Genomic DNA, 17,348 nt, shown 5'->3' with positions numbered 1-17,348 from the left:
TTTGGCGGTTCTTTCCTTCACTTTGATTTCTATCCGTCACTTCGGCAGTTCTTTCCGTTGCTTTGATGAGTCTTTCCGTCGCTTTGGCGGTTCTTTCCTTCACTTTGATTTCTATCCGTCACTTCGGCAGTTCTTTCCGTCGCTTTGACGAGTCTTTCCGTCGCTTTGATGAGTCTATCCGTCACTTCCACGGTTCTATCCGTTTTATACTACATAACAACAGGCTAGAAAGTTTCTATAGCCTGGTGTTTCTTTTATATAAGCAATACTGCCTCTGTATAGGTTTTAAAATCATTTAAATGATTCTCAATAATTGCTTGAAGTATATCTAAATCGATAGCTTGATAATCGTGCACAGCAATATTTCAAAATCCAACCATATTCATTAATGTTTTAGCCAATGCATGGTCAATAATTTCTTTTTCCTCAAGATACTTGAATGCTTCGCGACTCGTTTTAGGCAAACCAAGCTTTAAGTCACTAACAATATGCATTGCCAAATCAATACTAGCTTCACACGCACGTTGAATATTCAAAATGATACTATCCTGCTTCGTAATGTCTTGCAAATTCTCAGGATTATCACAATACACCTCGTTTACACGGTTCACACAGCGTTCGATTGTTGCAATTTTATTTAAAATAACATCATTTTTCACCATAGACATTACCCCTCTCTTCAATTGCTTTCAGAATTCCTGCACGTTGCTCATTTAACGTCACATACATTGATAGAGCTTTCATTCGTTCCTTCACAAAGGTGCTTTCATCTAGGCAATCAATGATTCTACCACTCGAAAAAATTTGTGCCGCAAACACTGTATCAATTGATTTCATATCAACCAAATCGACATCCATATTACAAGACTGCGCAATTTCTCCAGCTAATAGAAAACGTTCATAACCTGAGAGCGTTTTATCTGCAAAATATGCAATATCCAAATCACTATCTTCACGTGCCAAGCCCTGCGCATAAGAACCAAAAACAATAACAAACGCTGGATTAACAGCCCAGGCTAGTTTTTCAACAACTACATTCTGCCAGTTTTGTTGCAAATAAAACACCCCCGCTCCTTATTAGATTCATTATAACAAACTCTCTCCTTCGTATGAGGTTTCTAACCGTCTGTTCCGGAAGTTTATCCATTAGTTGGTAGGTCCTATCCCCCTCTCTAAAAAAGCTACGTGCTTTCCCTTCATATTTTTCATAAGTACATAAGACACAAAGTATTTAAAAATTACATAATCAATCTACCTATTCACTTAAAATATACATGAAAAAATCCTGAGATATGATAAAATTGGTTTACCAACATATATTAGGAAATTCATGTCTAGGTACGACTCTTTTTCGGCAGGTAAATAATAAACCATTTCACAAGAAAATCAAAGGTTCCAACCAGGGTAAAAGACCTACATATTACCCATCACACTTATCCAAAACCAAATAGGAGGTTTCCCGTATTATGAAAAACAAAAGAAAATTAGCCTTACTAGCCCTAGTTGCGGTCCCTTCACTAATCTATACTGCACCTACTACGTCAGCATCAGCTGCTAATACTACTGGGCATTCAAAAACTGCTTACATATACGATTATACTTATTACTACAACGCTAACGTTTCGAATGTTGTTCGACTTATTTCAAACATTAATGATACAACAGCTTCGTTCCAAACAAATTTAGAAGCAGCCAATAAAGCCTATGATGAGTTAACTGAAACGGAAAAACAATATGTTACGAATTATTCTACGCTGTCAAATCATCGTCAGACAAAAGTTGCGTACCGTAAGCTTGCTGATCAAATTGAAGAGAAATTAGCTTCAGTGGAGTCAACTTCCGTTTATTACTACCAAAATGTTATGGAAACGAAAAATTGGTACAATACGTTAAATGCAGCTCAAAAGTCCTTTGTGAGCCCGGAATCACAAAAAATACTGACATCCTATATCACGCCCAATACATCTATCGATAAAGTGGTCAATAAAATCCAATTATTAAACTCTTCTCGCATTACCTTCCATCAGGATGTAGCTGATGCTAGAGCTGAGCTTAATGCACTTCGAAGATATTCATACGTCTATTTACCTGCTGGTATCGAAAAGATGTTATTAGATGCTGAACAGCTTGTTGCGAAGGATAAGGCGGCAGCTAAGGAGGTAGAAAACGCTATTGCAGCTTTATCGCCTAAAACGTCTACCGCTCAAGATGTACAGGCAGCGAAAACAGCCTTCGAGGCTTTAACACCTGTGCAGCAGCAGCTTGTACCAAACGTCTGGACTTTAGTGGACTATGTAAATGGAAAATATGATTTACCTAAAGGGAACGGGTCTAAAAAGCCAGTTTCATCGGATATAGCAGCCGTACCAGGTAAAACTACTGCTATGACGAAAAACAAAAATACCTATACAGCAAAAATCAACGTTGCCGACACGGAAAATAGTGCAGACCGCTTCGTTTTAACGACAAAATCGAATATGACTGTTATTATTCCACCACTAGGAACTCTTCTTAATGAAGATACTGGCGTTATGGAAATTAGCATTACAAAAAAATCGAATCGTATCACATTCCAGGCAACATTAAATGAAAAACCAGTTGAATTTGAGGCGAATATGGAAATTATTATTAATAATTTATCACCGAATGCCTCCATCGTTCGTACCAATACCTTTGGCAAACCAGTACCAGCCGATTATACAGTAGAAGGAAATCGTCATTTCATTCAAACAAGTTCCTCTGCTTCATTCCTAATCCAAGAGTGATCTCCTAATAAAGAAAAAATCATGACCCTCTGCCGAAACTTTTTAGTAGCAGAGGGTTTAATATATTTCTTTGCTCTGCTATCGCCTCTTCAATGCGGATCCCCTCTTATCTATAGGCACTTATAACGAACCCATCATAAAGAGAAACTTTTCATATCACACAAAACTTTGCCCGCTTTGTATGTTAAACACCTCCCCTTTTTTCAACATTTCTTACCCAACAAAAATGCGCCATCATTCCCTTTATTAGGACGTTCTTTCAAAAAGATTTCAGAAAACTATTGACAATTGTCATAAAACAGGCATAATCATTAATAAAGTTTCCTTAGAGAAACAATATGATGTTCGGGAAATATTATTATAGAAAGGAATAAAAAATGCATATGGAAAAAACATTGACACCTCTTTCTGAATGCTCGTTTGGAGATTGCTTTTTAATAAAAGAAATAAACATTAAGGGTCCTTTAAGAAGGAGATTATTAGATTTAGGCTTTGTAAAAGGCGCAGAAATCTTAGTTCTTCGTAAAAGTCCTTTAGGAGACCCTATCGCTTATCGTGTAAGCAATACAACGATTGCATTACGCAATGATGAAGGCTCTATGATTTTAGGCGAAATTGTTAGGGGGAAAACAAAGTGAGGATACATCGAATTGCATTAGCAGGTAACCCAAATACCGGTAAAAGTACATTGTTTAATACTTTAACGGGATTGAAGCAGCACACTGGAAACTGGCCCGGGAAAACGGTTATTCATGCAGAAGGTTCTTTTGAACATAACGGAGAGCAATATATACTCGTGGATTTACCCGGGACCTATTCTTTATTTTCCAATTCAGCAGATGAAGAAGTCGCAAGAGACTATATTGTATTTGACCAGCCAGATGCAACGATTGTTGTGCTCGATGCAACATCATTAGAAAGAAATTTAAATCTTGCACTTCAAGTTTTAGAAATGACGAATAATGTTATCATTTGTATCAATTTAATCGATGAAGCTGAGAAAAAAGGGATCCGAATTGATGACAAGAAATTGGCTCGTGAGCTAGGAGTCCCAGTTGTCAAAATATCGGCAAGAAATAAAAAAGGTATTCATCAATTGCTCGATACATTAAGTCAACTGGTGCATGGGCAAATTGTTACAACTCCATATCGCATTAAATATTCGAAAGAAATAGAGGAAGCCATTACAAAGATTGAATCGAAATTAGAAGGTTATTTTGATGAGAAATATCCATCGAGATGGGTTGCCCTTCGCTTACTTGATGGTGATGAAGAATTGATCTTAAAACTGCAAAATCATAAGAATAATAAACAGCACGAGGTGAGAACGGATGGAGTCCCAGTCAGTGTTAAATCATAATTCACTTAAGGCTATTTTAGCTGAAGTGAACGAGATTTCGAATGAGGATATTCGAGATGAAATCGTTAGTGATATTTATACTAAAAGCAAATCTTTATGTAAAAAAGTAGTATCGCAGCAACCTGCAATGTACAGATCTGATAAATTAGATGAAATTTTCACATCCCGTATTTGGGGATTCCCTATTATGCTTATCTTGCTAGGTACTGTCTTTTACATTACTATCGCTGGGGCAAACGTACCATCAGATATGTTAGCAAACTTATTTGGCTATCTAGAAGGTAAGCTAACCTTTCTTTTTGAAGCAATGCACGCACCCGAATGGTTACATGGTATTTTAGTTCTCGGGCTATTTAGAGGTACAGGTTGGGTTATTAGTGTTATGCTGCCGCCAATGGCTATATTCTTTCCTATGTTCGCTCTATTAGAAAACTACGGTTATTTACCGCGAGTAGCATTTAATATGGACCGTTTATTCAAACGAGCGGGTGGACACGGGAAGCAGTCATTAACAATGGCAATGGGCTTTGGCTGTAATGCCGCTGCTATCATGTCAACGAGAATTATAGAATCTCCTCGTGAACGAATGTTAGCCATTTTAACGAACAATTTTGTTCCTTGCAACGGAAGATGGCCAACTCTTATTTTATTAGCATCATTATTTATGGTAACTGGTTTTTCAGGTGCAGCAGGTACATTTGTAACAGCTGCCATTTTAATAGGATTTGTTATGTTAGGGGTCGTGGTGACATTAACTGTGTCCTGGGTTCTTTCTAAAACCGCTTTAAAGGGTGTACCTACCCATTACACATTGGAACTTCCACCATTTAGAAGACCAAAGTTCTGGAACACAATTTTAAGAGCCAGTCTTGATAAAGCATGGTATGTATTAAAAAGAGCAGTTGTCGTAGCAGCGCCTGCCTCTATTTTGACTTGGGTATTCGCTAATATTTACGTTGGTGATACGAGTATTCTAATGCATTTCATTAACTTTTTAGATCCATTTGGTCAGGCTCTTGGTATGGATGGCTTTATTATGGCTGCATTTATTCTTGGGCTACCAGCCAATGAAATTGTGATCCCTATCCTAATTATGGCGTATTTATCGCAAGGAGCTATGCTAGAAATTGAGGATTTATCGAAGCTAAAACAAGTGTTTATCGACCAAGGCTGGTCGTGGCTTACAGCTTTAAACATGATGTTATTCTCACTGCTACACTTCCCTTGCGGAACGACTTTAGTCAATATTTATAAAGAAACAAAAAGTCCGAAGTGGACATTTATGTCATTTTTAATTCCAACGGTTATTGCTATTGGCGCGACTTGGCTAACGGCGACAGTTGCTCGAGCGTTTGGTTGGGTTTAATGATGGGAGGGGCTGTTTATTAGCCCCTCTTTTTTTATTCTCTTAAATTTGCGTGATATTTGATGTAAAAAAAGCTAGAGAATTCAACATAAGAATTCTCTAGCTTTGCTTCTTTTTTATGGTTTAGGTGTATATTGAATTTCCACATATTGTTGTGGGGTATGGCCTGTACCATTTGTCTCTTTTTGATAAGCCCAAACAATATTTCCATACTGATCTTTTGTGAATAAGAATACTCTTTGACCTGTTTTAAACACATTCTTAATTCCAGGATCAGTAGATGGATTTGCTACAAGTGGTAAAATTGCACTGCCATCTGCTGCTTTTTTAACAGATCCTTTACCAAATGATACTATTCCATCACCAGCTGGTTTATTATTTTTAACACTATCTAATATTAATTGTGGGTCTAATGTTGTTTTATTCGCCATAGTAACCGCATAGAAGTATTCTTGGTTTAATTCAAGCAGTGTGAGAATATTTACAGAAACATCCATTGTTGTTGAATTATATTCTGCTGGTACGCCATCAACATTGCCTGTTAAGCTAGCGTAACTCATTGTGTTATATGCATCTTTGCCTGGGTAAACATACTTACCAAAGTCATTTATATCAAACTTATTACCTTCGAAGTCTGAAATAATATAATCTCGTGCTTCATCTTTCATCTTAACGGTAAATGTTTTATCCGCCGTACCTGTGCCAGTTGGCTTAATAATTAATTGGCTTTCATCAGTTGTCTTTGTACCCTGTGTATACTTAACAACCTCATATTGCGAAGTTATATCTTGATCGTTCTCGTCAGTAATTGTTAAGAAACTTAAATCTTTAATTGGAGACTCGCCTTTTTCATCACGCATGATGGCTTCACTGAAAGTAATCGTAAATGTACTATCTGGATTACGATATACAATATTACGTTTCTTTTCTTTATCAACTGTCATTTCAATACGTGGTGGTGTGCCATCGGAATAGAAATCTTGTTTCATCCAACCATCATTTGATTCATCGTGATTTCCATTCGTATTAGCTTTATAAACTGTAAAGTTACCATACGTATCCTGTGCACCTAAATAAACAACATATTCGGTATGTGGTGTTAAAGTAACTCCTGTCATATCTAAAGTTCCAGACGCGCCTTTTCCACTTTTTGTGACTGAAGGGCTTGATTTAAGTTTGTCTTCTAATGATTTTCTTTCTGCTGCCGTGTTAATAGTTAGCTTTGCATCCGGATTATCTGTTCCATCAGCGTTTTTCTTTGGTACGAACCAGTAATGAAGCTTTGTTGTCTCATCTGTACTGAAACTTACAGTGGCTTTCGTATCATCATAACCTTTAGTAGTACCAGACTTCACTGCTATATCGGTAACTAATGGTGCTTTGGAGTCCCCAAATATTTCTTTAGAAGCTATTTTAGAAAGATCACCGCCACGGTCTTTTAATATCATATGAACTGAATAGCTCATGAATGGATTTAGTTTATCTTTATCAATAACAACCGGGAATTTCTTCGTGTCATCTTCTAAGTCGGCCGGACCAGAGCCAATTTCAATATAAATATCTTTTCCACCTATTTGGAAGTAGCCTGATTTTAATGATGATTCAGTCGCAAATTCATTATAGAAATCTCTCTCCGTAATGCCTTTATCTTTTAAATATTGCTCAAATGTTTTTGTTTCTCCATTGTCTTCGACTGTATCAGGTAAAACCATGTAATAGTATGTTCCTGCTTTATTTGGCTTAAATTCTACCTCAGCTCGTTTATATTTTTCATCTTGGTCTGGTTCCCCAACAACTTTTAAATCTAGAATTTTCGGTTCAACATATTTTTCATGCACGTATTCTGCAAAGTTTCGAACATTTTTACCAGGTTCAACGGTATTGGCACTTTCAAATTCATTTCCTGCCAAATCCTTAACACCAGGTAATACAGTTACACGTAATGTATCCCCATAAACAAAACCTGTTCCCGATGGAATAGTTAATAATACTTTTTTATCGCCTTCTTTATACTCTACAGCAGAAGGTTTAATTTTTTTCTGTCCTGTCGTATTAACGATAACTGTTCCTGATAAATCGTAGTTATTTACATCACGAGCACTTTTAGGGTCTAATGCTTCATTTAAATAAATGTAGAACTGATTTTCCTTTCCAGTATCGGATTCAAGTTTGTCAAGTTTCGCCTTCTCTACAAATGGATTTATTTCATCTAGCTCAAGTGTTTTGAATGCTGTTGAAGCAACTTTCGATATATTACCTGAGTCATCTTTCATTACCATGAAGAATTCATATTCTGTTAAGGCCTCTAAATTTTCTAACATTATTGTTTTTGTTAACTCTGCGGCAGTATTGCCAGTAATCTTACCCTTATTTGTTGATTTTGCAATTTCCTCAGCCGTTGGAGCAGTAGCGTTAGTCGATTTTTTCCGTACTATATAAAAATATTCCCCAGGCTTTGTTGAATTAAATGTTATCTCTGCTCTTTTTCCCCCTGGAAGTGGTTTTATAGATTTAAATGTCACTACAGGTGCTATAGTATCTTTCATTTTGAATTCTTGTGATTTAATTTCCGAAACATTTTTCGCTCCATCAACGACCATCACATACACAACATATTCTTTTTTCTCACCTAAATTAGTGACTTTAAATGTGTTTTTGCCATTCACTGCTGCGCTTGTTCCATGTGCTGCATTTTCAGTAGAAATGCGATTTACCATTTCTTTTTTCGTTGGTGCATCGGCGCCTTTTTCACGAACAATATAGTAGTAAGTTCCAACTTTATCTGAAGTGAAATCTACCTGTGTCTCACTACCACTTAAAACTGTTACATTCGTAATGTCGATTAACGGTTTTGTTTTATCAGTTGGTTTTTGCTTATCAATATCGTCTTTATCGACTGGTTTACCGTCTTCATCTACAATATTACCGATATTATCTTTATCCTCTAGGAAGTCGTCGAAAATATTATTCGGTCCCTCGCCCTTCGGTATAATCACTTTGTCAATATACGTGTAATCTCCAATATCAACCCAACCGTATACATTATCAACATACAGAACACCTATACGACCATCTAAATACAGCTCTAAATCTGTATAGCTATTGTAGTTAACCCAGTCGATGTTGCCATCTCCGTAAATTGTTAGCTTCGTTTCTGTATCAAGATTTAGCGTGCCGATATTGCCTTGAATTTCAAATTCTCGCACATTCCCAATGATGTCTACACGTGGTAGCTTCATATTTGTTTCGATTTTTGTACCGCTTTGAGCGACAACTAGGCGCGATACAGTGCTGTTATAAAATTCAATATGTTTTTCAACATTTTTCATCGTCACTTTATCTTTTGACCAGTTCTCAAACGGCTTGTTTTTATCAGGATTTTTGTTGGAATTCTGATCTGCCCAATCTTGAAGATCTGTTGTCGAGCCGTTATTAGATGAGCCTTCATCATTTGGATTATCTGGATTAGTCCAGTTAATAAATGCAGTATTAGTGCTTGCTATACGGCCAAAAGATAATGGCTTATAGTAGGAAAAACCTAATTGTAAAGGTGGACGTACCGTTTCGTTGACATGCATTGTACCAGTCAATGTAATATTTGAGAATTCAATATAGTTTCCATTAACAACGATTGTTCCACCGAAGGACTTACGATCACCATCGAACACTAGAGACCTTGAGCTTGTCCCACTTGCATTCAATGTAAGCTTTGATACAGAGCGAATAGTTTTGCCTGAAAAGTCCCCTTCAATTAGCGCGTCTTTTAATACAGGTGCATTATCTTCGTTAAAAATATGCGAGAGACTTTGTGGTACTGAGTATCGATCGCCATTTATGTAGACAGTATCTTCTTCAACATTTGTAATTTTGAAAGATGTGGCATTCCCTTTTTTCTCTTGTGAACGCACAATAAAAGATGCGAATTGTCCACGTGTAACCGCATTATGTGGTGAGAAAGTGACAGGCGTTGTCCCTTCCGTAATCTTCGAATCTACTAAACTTTGGATATAGATAGCGTTGCTTGTTTCGCTAGTTACATCTTTGAAACTATTGTTGTAATTAGAGGCTACCTCTAAATTAAAGCCAAGCACTAAAATTTTCGCTAATTGCCCGCGCGTCATCACTTCATTAGGCATAAATGTTCCATTTGAATAGCCCGACATGATTCCTGCATTTTGTAGAGCAGCTATATACTTGTAATATTCACTACTTTTCGGAACGTCTTTTAAATATGGATCTTGTACATTTCTCAAATCTAATTTTAAAACAGTCGCCAGCATTTTTGCGGCCTGACCACGTGTTACACTTTGATTTGGTCGAAACGTATTGTCTGCATACCCATTAATCGCACCTTGATTATATAATTTTAAAATATCGTCATAATGACTTGAATATGGGTCAACATCTGTAAATGGTGAAGAAGCCGCAGCCGCCTTTTGTGGTGGTGGCACTACAACAGCAATCCCACTAGTAGCAAATACAGTTGCTATAAGTGCCTTGTTCACTTTTTGGATTTTTGTTTTATCCATCCCACTCTTCCTTTCATCTATGTATTTGATACGTTCAAACTAACATTTTCATCATACCCTTTATATCGACAGGTAGATAGTGAACCTTCATAGATAAATCTAAATTTATGGAATAAAACTGTTAACAATAACTGTAATTTTAACAAAAAATATTATTAAAGATGGGATAGCATTTATTAAACATTCGCTATACAAATAAGTTGATTGAAGTGGAGACTAGGCGACTCCTTGGGGATCAGCGATAGAGGAACGAAGGCTAAGAGCATCACATCCTGTGATAACGCCTTCGTGACCAACATCGTGTTGGCCCGAGACCCTGGAGCGAGCATTGCGAGTGAAGCGGCTCATCGGACGCCCCCAGGAAAGCGCCCAGTCGGAACGGAAATCAACTCCACGTTATGATTTGATGAATCAAAAACAGTTCAGACACTGTACCCTCTTAGTTCCACCCCATCTACTTTTCCCCTAAATTCCTTTAACATAAAAAAGCCAAGGAGCATCGGTGCTCGCTTGGCTTTTAACAATATATAGGCATACATCTAGACGTACTTGTGATGTCATAAGGGAAAGGGGGATAACCTTACATCTTGTCAAGTCGATCGAGAGATGTGTCCCGAGTTTACGTATCATTTTGAACATGTTTGATAAGTCATATGGGGAATGACTTAAAAACAGCTTGCCCAAATGATCGCTGCATTAATCATGTACCCCAAAATTAGAAATGTATGCTTATTCCAAAAAAATTTTTTATTTATTTTCTTGCTCTGCTACTATGACTTGATTTCGTCCTGCTTGTTTTGCAAGATAGAGCGCACTATCCGCTGCTTCAATTAACTTTTCTGTCGTGTCGGCCATTTGCGGATACACGGCAACACCTGCAGATAATGTAACTGTACGACCACAAGGACTTATAGTATTCGCCAACATATCCCGTAGTTGTTCTGCCACCTGTGCCGCTTCCACAGCTGTAGTAGTTGGCAATAACATTACAAATTCCTCACCACCGTAGCGACAGCAAACATCCCCCTCACGAGCAACAGCTTTCATATTTTGAGCTAAAAATTGTAAAACCTTATCACCTACTGCATGACCATACGTATCATTCACACTTTTAAAATGATCTAAATCGAGTAGAATGAGGGCATGTGGCAACTTATTGTCAAACCACTCCGCTAGCATCGCATCCATTGTACGACGATTGGTTACACCTGTTAGCGGATCTGTCGTAGATTGATCTTTAAAAAAGGACACCTGTCCCTGTAAAAACGTTAAACTCCGAATGAGAGCACTTTTAAGATGATGCGCTTCAAAATACCAACTACGTACAGATTTCAAGCCTTCTACATTTTTCGAATCCATGCTCTCCTCTGTTAAAGTAGCTAATTGCTGTAAGGGATTTGCAATACGTGCTGCCGCCCAAAGGACAATTAAAATTGAAATGAGCATAAGCGGAATGGATTTTATAGCAACTTCCTGTACTCTATCAAATGAAGGAGCTAATGCTACATCAATCGGCCTTTGAGCAACTACTCCCCAACCCGTTAAAGGTACGGCACTAAAACCAGCAAGCATTTCTACTCCTTTAGTATTTACTACTTGAATAGCCCCGTTTTTCCCAGAAACCACCAATTGAACAACTTTATTATCAATAACGATATCATTAACGCGGCTTGGGTCCTGATGATAAATAACGCGCCCATCCGAATCAACTACATACACATATGACCCATCATGATAATAATGCTCTCCAAGTAGTGCATTAAAAACATTTCGTTCTTTTAAATAAATTGTCCCAGCTACCATTCCTAAATATTCATTTGTCTCTGAAAATATAGGATACGATATAAAAATAAGGAGACGCCCCGTCATTCCCTTATAAGGCTTTGAGACAAGAGGTTTCTTTTTAGATAAAGCCTCTCTCGCTCCAACAGATGTTAAAACTTCACCTAGCACTTCTTCAGATGGTGGTGATATAGATAGTACAAGACCTTCTGCATTTGTGATCAGCACAGAGTTAAACATGTCATTTTGCATTTTCAAGCGCTCAGTTTCCTGAATCAATGCATTGCTATCATGCATTTTTGTTTTTATCGAGCCGGCACTATATCCTAAAATCTGAAAAGATTCTTCAAGATAAGAACTAGCGGTTATTGCTAATTTTTGTGCATAGACTCGATTCGTTTCAAGCGTATTCTCTTTAATCGAGTCAACGTTCATTCGGTAACCACTCCAAATGCTACCAATACCAGTTAAGATAAAAGCAGCTATCGCAACGCCCATGATTAAATACTTTAACTTTATCTGTTCTGATTTCATTTTCTATCTTTTACCCCTAATTTATAATTTCCTCTATTATTCTATTAAAACACAAAAAAATTCCTTATTAAGAAAATTTCTTACCTCAAAAGTAAAATGTTTGTCAAAATAGTCCTTCTCAAGGCCCTCTTATAACAAAAGTAATATAGTAGGCTACACCCCAAAACTAAAGGTGACATTTGTTAAAACTTATACTTTGTATATTATTTGATCTCCGTTCCGACTGGGCGACTCCTTGGGGATTAGCAATAGAGGAACGAAGGCTAATACCATCACATCCTGTGATAACGCCTTCGTGACCAACATCGTGTTGGCCCGAGACCCTGCAGCGAAGCGAAGCGGCTCATCAGACGCCCCAGGAAGCTCTGCTCTGCGCGAAAGCGAAGCGTCAGCGGCAAATGTTTTATCTGTGCGAAAGCGAAGCGTCAGCAACAAAGCGCCCAGTTGGAACGGAAATCAACCCTACGTTATGATAGCGAGCCATATAGTAGGGAAAGTTCCATAAATTTAGCATCGTTAACAGAACAAAAATATAGTAATTTATATCTATAAAACTTTTAGTAATTCGATAGATTTTTATTATAAATTCACTTTAAGAAGAGGGTTTTAATATGTTGTTGCGTAAAGTAGCTCCAATAATGATTGGTTATAGTATGGATTTATGGACAAATACTTTTTTCAATCCAAATAAGTCAGCTCGTCCGAATGTAACAAAGACACAAAAAACTTTGTCACTGCCTAGCTTTCAAAGTGACTATAAAATGAAATGGTGTCGAGTAGCGACGGACTACGCCCCATTTTCCCTCGTAGGGAAACATAATTCTAATGAGGTTGGAGGATATGAAACACGTATTGGTCATAGCGTATTTGGTATTCGTATCGGTGCTAATCGAATAGATGTAAATAGAAAATACGGCCTTCCGCTTGGAGCCATTCACTATGAAAATACGAGCTATTTGCTTGATTACAACGATTGTGAAGGTAATACTACACACGGGACCTATTTCATTGATAATCACTACGTTACTTTTTTCTATGATTTACACAAAAACCATATAGTTCGTTCTATTATTTGGATACATGCTAAAACCGAATTAAGTAAACGTGGTTATTATGGTAAGCCATCCAATGAACTACGAACAGGACTTGAAGATTTAATGGTTGATCTTATTAACCATGAGCGAGTTATAGAAGGTTTGCAACCACTCATTTATGACAAAGGGTCTAACCCTATCGCTCGGCAACATAGTAGCAATATGATCACACATCAATTTTTTAGTCATGAAGATCATAAAGGTAATCATTCCAACGACCGCCTCACTGCTGGGGGAGTTAATCACTATTGGTACGGCGAAAATATAGCGCAAGGTCAGCATAATAGTATATTTGCTCATGAAGCACTAATGAATTCAAAAGGACATCGTATAAATATTTTAAGGAAAGAGTTTACACATATTTTTGTTGGTGTTTGCTTTAAAGATAACGGTGCACCCTATTATACGGTTAACTTTTATTCTAAATAGTTGAACAGTTGAGTTGATCAACGATATATACACAAAAATCTCTATGCAGAAATCTATTGAATAGAGATTTTTTGTGTTCATGTTAAGACAAGATTTTCTCATAAATCAATTATTAGAATTTACTTATAACCTTCATTTTTGATAGTCACTAAAAATCGGTAATCACATTTGTTAAAATGTAAGTTGATTGGAGTGGAGGCTGGGCGACTCCTTGGGGAACAGCGTCACAGATGAGACCCTGGAGCGAGAACGCGAGTGAAGCGGCTCATCGGACGCCCACAGGAAGATTTGCTCTGTGCGAAAGCGTAGCGACAGCAACAACAAATGTTTTCTGTAGCGAAAGCAAAGCGACAGCTACAAAGCGCCTAGCCGGAACGGAAATCAACCCCACGTTATGACAAAATCCTATATTCTAATTTTTTTACTTTTTTTGTTATTCTGACATATAATTTTCTGACTAATTATTTTATAATAAAATTTAACATAGTCAAGCTATCCATTCTTCTGTTATAATACTGATAATTTACATTCTCGCTGTATTAATACAGCGAGAATAAATGCTTTTCACAAAATGGGGATTATGAGAAAAGCGCTACAATGCATTCTTGAATACAATGTAGCCTACACAAAAAGGGGTTGGGAGATTTGGGTATTTTAAAGGGGTTAAAAATTCTCGATTTTTCTGCATTACTACCAGGGCCAATGGCGACAATGATATTTGCTGATTTAGGCGCAGAGGTTATTCACGTTGAATCCTCAAAACGCGTAGATTTAACGCGTATTATGCCTCCTTACGACGATGATCATGAGGCCTATATTCATCAACATTTGAATCGCTCTAAAAAGTCATTAACATTAAATTTAAAATCGCCTGAAGCTATAGAAATTGTGAAGTCACTCGTTAAAGAGTACGACATAATTATTGAAGGATTTCGACCTGGTGTCATGCAACGGCTTGGCATTGGCTACGAAGCTCTAAAAGAGGTAAATCCTAAGGTTATTTATTGTGCTATTACAGGCTATGGACAAACTGGACCATTTAGTAATCGGCCAGGACATGACAATAACTATTTATCATTAGCTGGCTTACTCGATTATTCACGCCATAAAGATAAAAAACCTGTCTCCATGGGTATTCAGCTAGCTGATATCGCTGGAGGCACGATGCATGCGGCAATTGGAGTACTCGCAGCTGCTTTACATCGTGAAAAAACAGGTGAAGGGCAATATATTGATATAAGTATGACCGATGCTGTATTTTCGCTCAATGCTATGTATGGGTCTGCCTATATTGGCGGTGGTAGCGTACCTCAGCCCGAGCAAGAAATTTTAAACGGTGGCAGCTACTATGACTTTTACAAAACAAAGGATGGCCGATTTTTCTCAGTAGGAAGTCTTGAACCTCAATTCCGCAAATTACTTTGTGAAGCACTTGATATTCCCGAGCTCATTGATAATACGTTTAATGATTCATACTATACACAAATTCGTTTTAAAGAAGCCGTCCATGATGCATTCTTATCGAAGACTTACGAAGAACTGCTTGAAGTGTTTAACGAGGATTTCGAGGGATGTGTCGAACCAGTATTAACGTTTCCAGAAGCGTGCGAGCATCCTCAGCTCAAAGCCCGTGACATGATTGTTGATATTCCTAAAAGCGACGGTACTACACAAAAGCAAATTGCATCAGCGTTTAAGTTTGACGGTGTTAAGCCGCAGTACAAGCATGTCGGTGCTAAGCTTGGAGAGCATAATGAGGAAGTGTTATCTTCACTTGGCTATAGCGTCGAGCAAATCGCAGACTTACAGGACAAAGGAGTTTTAGAATAAGATCCATATAAAATAAAAAGAGTGTCTAATGCTGCATTTATAATACATTAGACACTTTTTGTATTTCTAATCAATTATGCCACGGCATAATTGTGTCCAGAATCGGCTAAAAAAAGTTAAACATATGCACTTAAAAAGACCCGTAATTTTTCGAAATGATCGTCTATAAGTAAATATTTTTTATATATTTCCATTAATTTTTCAAAAAGCTCGTACTGCTCCGTTACAAATAACACCTTTAAAATATTGAGCATATGCAAGGATGCGCTCTGTGCCACCAAAGAGTAAGGCGTTTCTGACTGACGATAATGTTGGCGCCACTCTTCAACAGACAAGCCAATATGTTGTAATGAATTATTTACATGGAGAGCGATATCCTGCTGAACTGACGCTTCAATCGCAATAAATTGCTCATTACTATAATTGTTCTGTACTAAAGCGGCATGTATTTTTTTATTAGATGCTAATACATGTTCCTTTAAAAGCTGAAGCCCCTCTTGATAACGCTCCATTTTTACGTAATGATCCAACAATACTGCATACAAGTTTTCTAAAAAGTTTAGTTCATAATTTTTAATAATTGCAGGAGGTGTTGGCTTACGATTCGGCAATAACTCCTTATATTCCAACAAAATCTCTATCGCGTAATTATTAAGTCGTTCATCTTCTAATAAATACTCACCGTAATAAATAACAGTTTCCGGATTCTTCTCCTTGTGTGCTATATGAAACTGAAGATAGGCAATCAGAGCTTTTTCTTTCTCTGTCAATGCATACATCGAATAACGCCAATCCGCTTCAAAGGAAGTAATTAAAGCTTTAACGCATGAATAGTCTCCTTCAGATAGACGATAATGCGTTACAATTTGATAAAGATGTAACTGCTTTTTTGCTAAACAAGTAGAATTATAGTTATCCACGTAGGTTATACACTTATCCAGAGTTTTTTTATAATTATCCACAAAGTTATTCACATATCCACAGGTTTTTCTTGTAGATTGTTCAACATGACCCATCATTTCATGGATAAATGTGAATTGTTCTAATGGTTTGTGGATAAACAGTGAATAAACTTTTTTCATGAATAGCCAATGCCAAAATTGAGTATCTTCTTTATAAATCATATGCACTAAATATTCATTTTCAAATTTATATAAAAATATAGTTTGTAACTCGTTGACTGGCATTGTAATTTGCATTCGCTTTCCGAAAATTAGCCAGATTAATCGCTCTAAGTCCATTGTATGTTGTGCAAAAAGTTGCTCAAAAAAGGTCTCCTTGCCTTTTTGCGTATAAAAAAAAGCATTGAGACGTTCATTCACATATTTAGTATCCAAGCCATACTTGTTAAAAAAAGTTTGCATATCTATCGTTACACGACCCCAATATTTTCGCGCAGTTGAAAACGCAATATTCATCGCAGTTTCCTCATTCACTAAAAATAAATTCGGTGAAAGTGCAGTACCTAGAATTCTCGGGTCTGCCGGTGAATCACTCACTGCCTCTAACCATTTTGACAGTAATTTTTCAGCACCCTTTTCACCATTATGTTTATATGTCATGAATAACTGCTCATCACAATCCAACAGCATGCAACTGGAGCCCCCCATCAAATTCAACCAACAACGATCTTCCCCTATTCTGTAAAATACTTTCCAA

General features: G+C 37.2%; 10 protein-coding genes and 1 pseudogene. 6 read left to right on the top strand and 5 right to left on the bottom strand.

The window, feature by feature from the left end:
• Positions 1 to 254: 254 nt before the first annotated feature.
• Positions 255 to 659 (bottom strand): annotated as a pseudogene (gene hepT, locus ABE34_RS22140) (type VII toxin-antitoxin system HepT family RNase toxin).
• Positions 649 to 1,065 carry a type VII toxin-antitoxin system MntA family adenylyltransferase antitoxin gene (mntA, locus tag ABE34_RS22135; RefSeq protein WP_346655601.1) on the bottom strand — a complete coding sequence of 139 codons (417 nt, stop codon included), beginning with the start codon at positions 1,063 to 1,065 and terminating at the stop codon, positions 649 to 651. The pseudogene hepT and the gene mntA overlap by 11 nt, the downstream one beginning before the upstream one ends.
• A gap of 401 nt (positions 1,066 to 1,466) precedes the next feature.
• Here mntA and ABE34_RS22130 point away from each other — a divergent pair, with 401 nt between their 5' ends.
• From ABE34_RS22130 to ABE34_RS22115, 4 genes are all read left to right on the top strand, one after another.
• Positions 1,467 to 2,765: a hypothetical protein gene (locus tag ABE34_RS22130; RefSeq protein ID WP_197144601.1), complete on the top strand. Its 1,299-nt coding sequence runs from the start codon at positions 1,467 to 1,469 to the stop codon at positions 2,763 to 2,765.
• 383 nt (positions 2,766 to 3,148) lie between these two features.
• Positions 3,149 to 3,403 carry a FeoA family protein gene (locus ABE34_RS22125; RefSeq protein WP_241747172.1) on the top strand — a complete coding sequence of 85 codons (255 nt, stop codon included), beginning with the start codon at positions 3,149 to 3,151 and terminating at the stop codon, positions 3,401 to 3,403.
• Positions 3,400 to 4,125 (top strand): FeoB small GTPase domain-containing protein, encoded by a 726-nt coding sequence (locus ABE34_RS22120; protein WP_197144599.1) that lies wholly within the window; start codon positions 3,400 to 3,402, stop codon positions 4,123 to 4,125. Before ABE34_RS22125 ends, ABE34_RS22120 begins: the two co-directional genes overlap by 4 nt.
• Positions 4,097 to 5,491 carry a ferrous iron transporter B gene (locus ABE34_RS22115; protein ID WP_197144598.1) on the top strand — a complete coding sequence of 465 codons (1,395 nt, stop codon included), beginning with the start codon at positions 4,097 to 4,099 and terminating at the stop codon, positions 5,489 to 5,491. Before ABE34_RS22120 ends, ABE34_RS22115 begins: the two co-directional genes overlap by 29 nt.
• Before the next feature lie 116 nt (positions 5,492 to 5,607).
• Here the strand turns inward: ABE34_RS22115 and ABE34_RS22110 are convergent, their stop codons facing one another.
• Together ABE34_RS22110 and ABE34_RS22105 are read right to left on the bottom strand one after the other, a co-directional pair.
• Positions 5,608 to 10,020: an S-layer homology domain-containing protein gene (locus tag ABE34_RS22110; protein ID WP_197144597.1), complete on the bottom strand. Its 4,413-nt coding sequence runs from the start codon at positions 10,018 to 10,020 to the stop codon at positions 5,608 to 5,610.
• A 747-nt stretch (positions 10,021 to 10,767) separates the two neighbouring features.
• A complete protein-coding gene (locus ABE34_RS22105; RefSeq protein ID WP_197144596.1) occupies positions 10,768 to 12,336 on the bottom strand; it encodes a sensor domain-containing diguanylate cyclase in 1,569 nt (522 codons plus the stop codon).
• 611 nt (positions 12,337 to 12,947) lie between these two features.
• Between ABE34_RS22105 and ABE34_RS22100 the strand changes: the two genes are divergently transcribed.
• Together ABE34_RS22100 and ABE34_RS22095 are read left to right on the top strand one after the other, a co-directional pair.
• On the top strand, positions 12,948 to 13,859 hold the full coding sequence (locus ABE34_RS22100) for a CAP-associated domain-containing protein (protein WP_197144595.1): 912 nt from the start codon (positions 12,948 to 12,950) through the stop codon (positions 13,857 to 13,859).
• Positions 13,860 to 14,504: 645 nt separating this feature from the next.
• Entirely contained in the window at positions 14,505 to 15,689 is a 1,185-nt protein-coding gene (locus tag ABE34_RS22095; RefSeq protein ID WP_197144594.1) for a CaiB/BaiF CoA transferase family protein, read from the top strand.
• Positions 15,690 to 15,805: 116 nt separating this feature from the next.
• Here ABE34_RS22095 and ABE34_RS22090 read toward each other — a convergent pair whose 3' ends face one another.
• A complete protein-coding gene (locus ABE34_RS22090; RefSeq protein ID WP_241756714.1) occupies positions 15,806 to 17,251 on the bottom strand; it encodes a hypothetical protein in 1,446 nt (481 codons plus the stop codon).
• Positions 17,252 to 17,348 lie beyond the last annotated feature (97 nt).

Origin of the sequence: Lysinibacillus sphaericus, from assembly GCF_015844675.1 — a bacterium.
GTDB lineage: Bacteria > Bacillota > Bacilli > Bacillales_A > Planococcaceae > Lysinibacillus > Lysinibacillus sphaericus_E.
The sequence above is the reverse complement of the archived record's forward strand: the minus strand, read 5'-3'. Positions and strand labels throughout refer to the sequence as shown.

What these genes read in the sequence shown, in the direction of transcription:
- ABE34_RS22115 (WP_197144598.1), top strand. Translation starts at nt 4,097, where the DNA reads ATGGAGTCCCAGTCAGTGTTAAATCATAATTCACTTAAGGCTATTTTA.
- ABE34_RS22100 (WP_197144595.1), top strand. Translation starts at nt 12,948, where the DNA reads ATGTTGTTGCGTAAAGTAGCTCCAATAATGATTGGTTATAGTATGGAT.
- ABE34_RS22130 (WP_197144601.1), top strand. Translation starts at nt 1,467, where the DNA reads ATGAAAAACAAAAGAAAATTAGCCTTACTAGCCCTAGTTGCGGTCCCT.
- ABE34_RS22105 (WP_197144596.1), bottom strand. Translation starts at nt 12,336, where the DNA reads ATGAAATCAGAACAGATAAAGTTAAAGTATTTAATCATGGGCGTTGCG.
- ABE34_RS22090 (WP_241756714.1), bottom strand. Translation starts at nt 17,251, where the DNA reads ATGACATATAAACATAATGGTGAAAAGGGTGCTGAAAAATTACTGTCA.
- ABE34_RS22125 (WP_241747172.1), top strand. Translation starts at nt 3,149, where the DNA reads ATGGAAAAAACATTGACACCTCTTTCTGAATGCTCGTTTGGAGATTGC.
- ABE34_RS22110 (WP_197144597.1), bottom strand. Translation starts at nt 10,020, where the DNA reads ATGGATAAAACAAAAATCCAAAAAGTGAACAAGGCACTTATAGCAACT.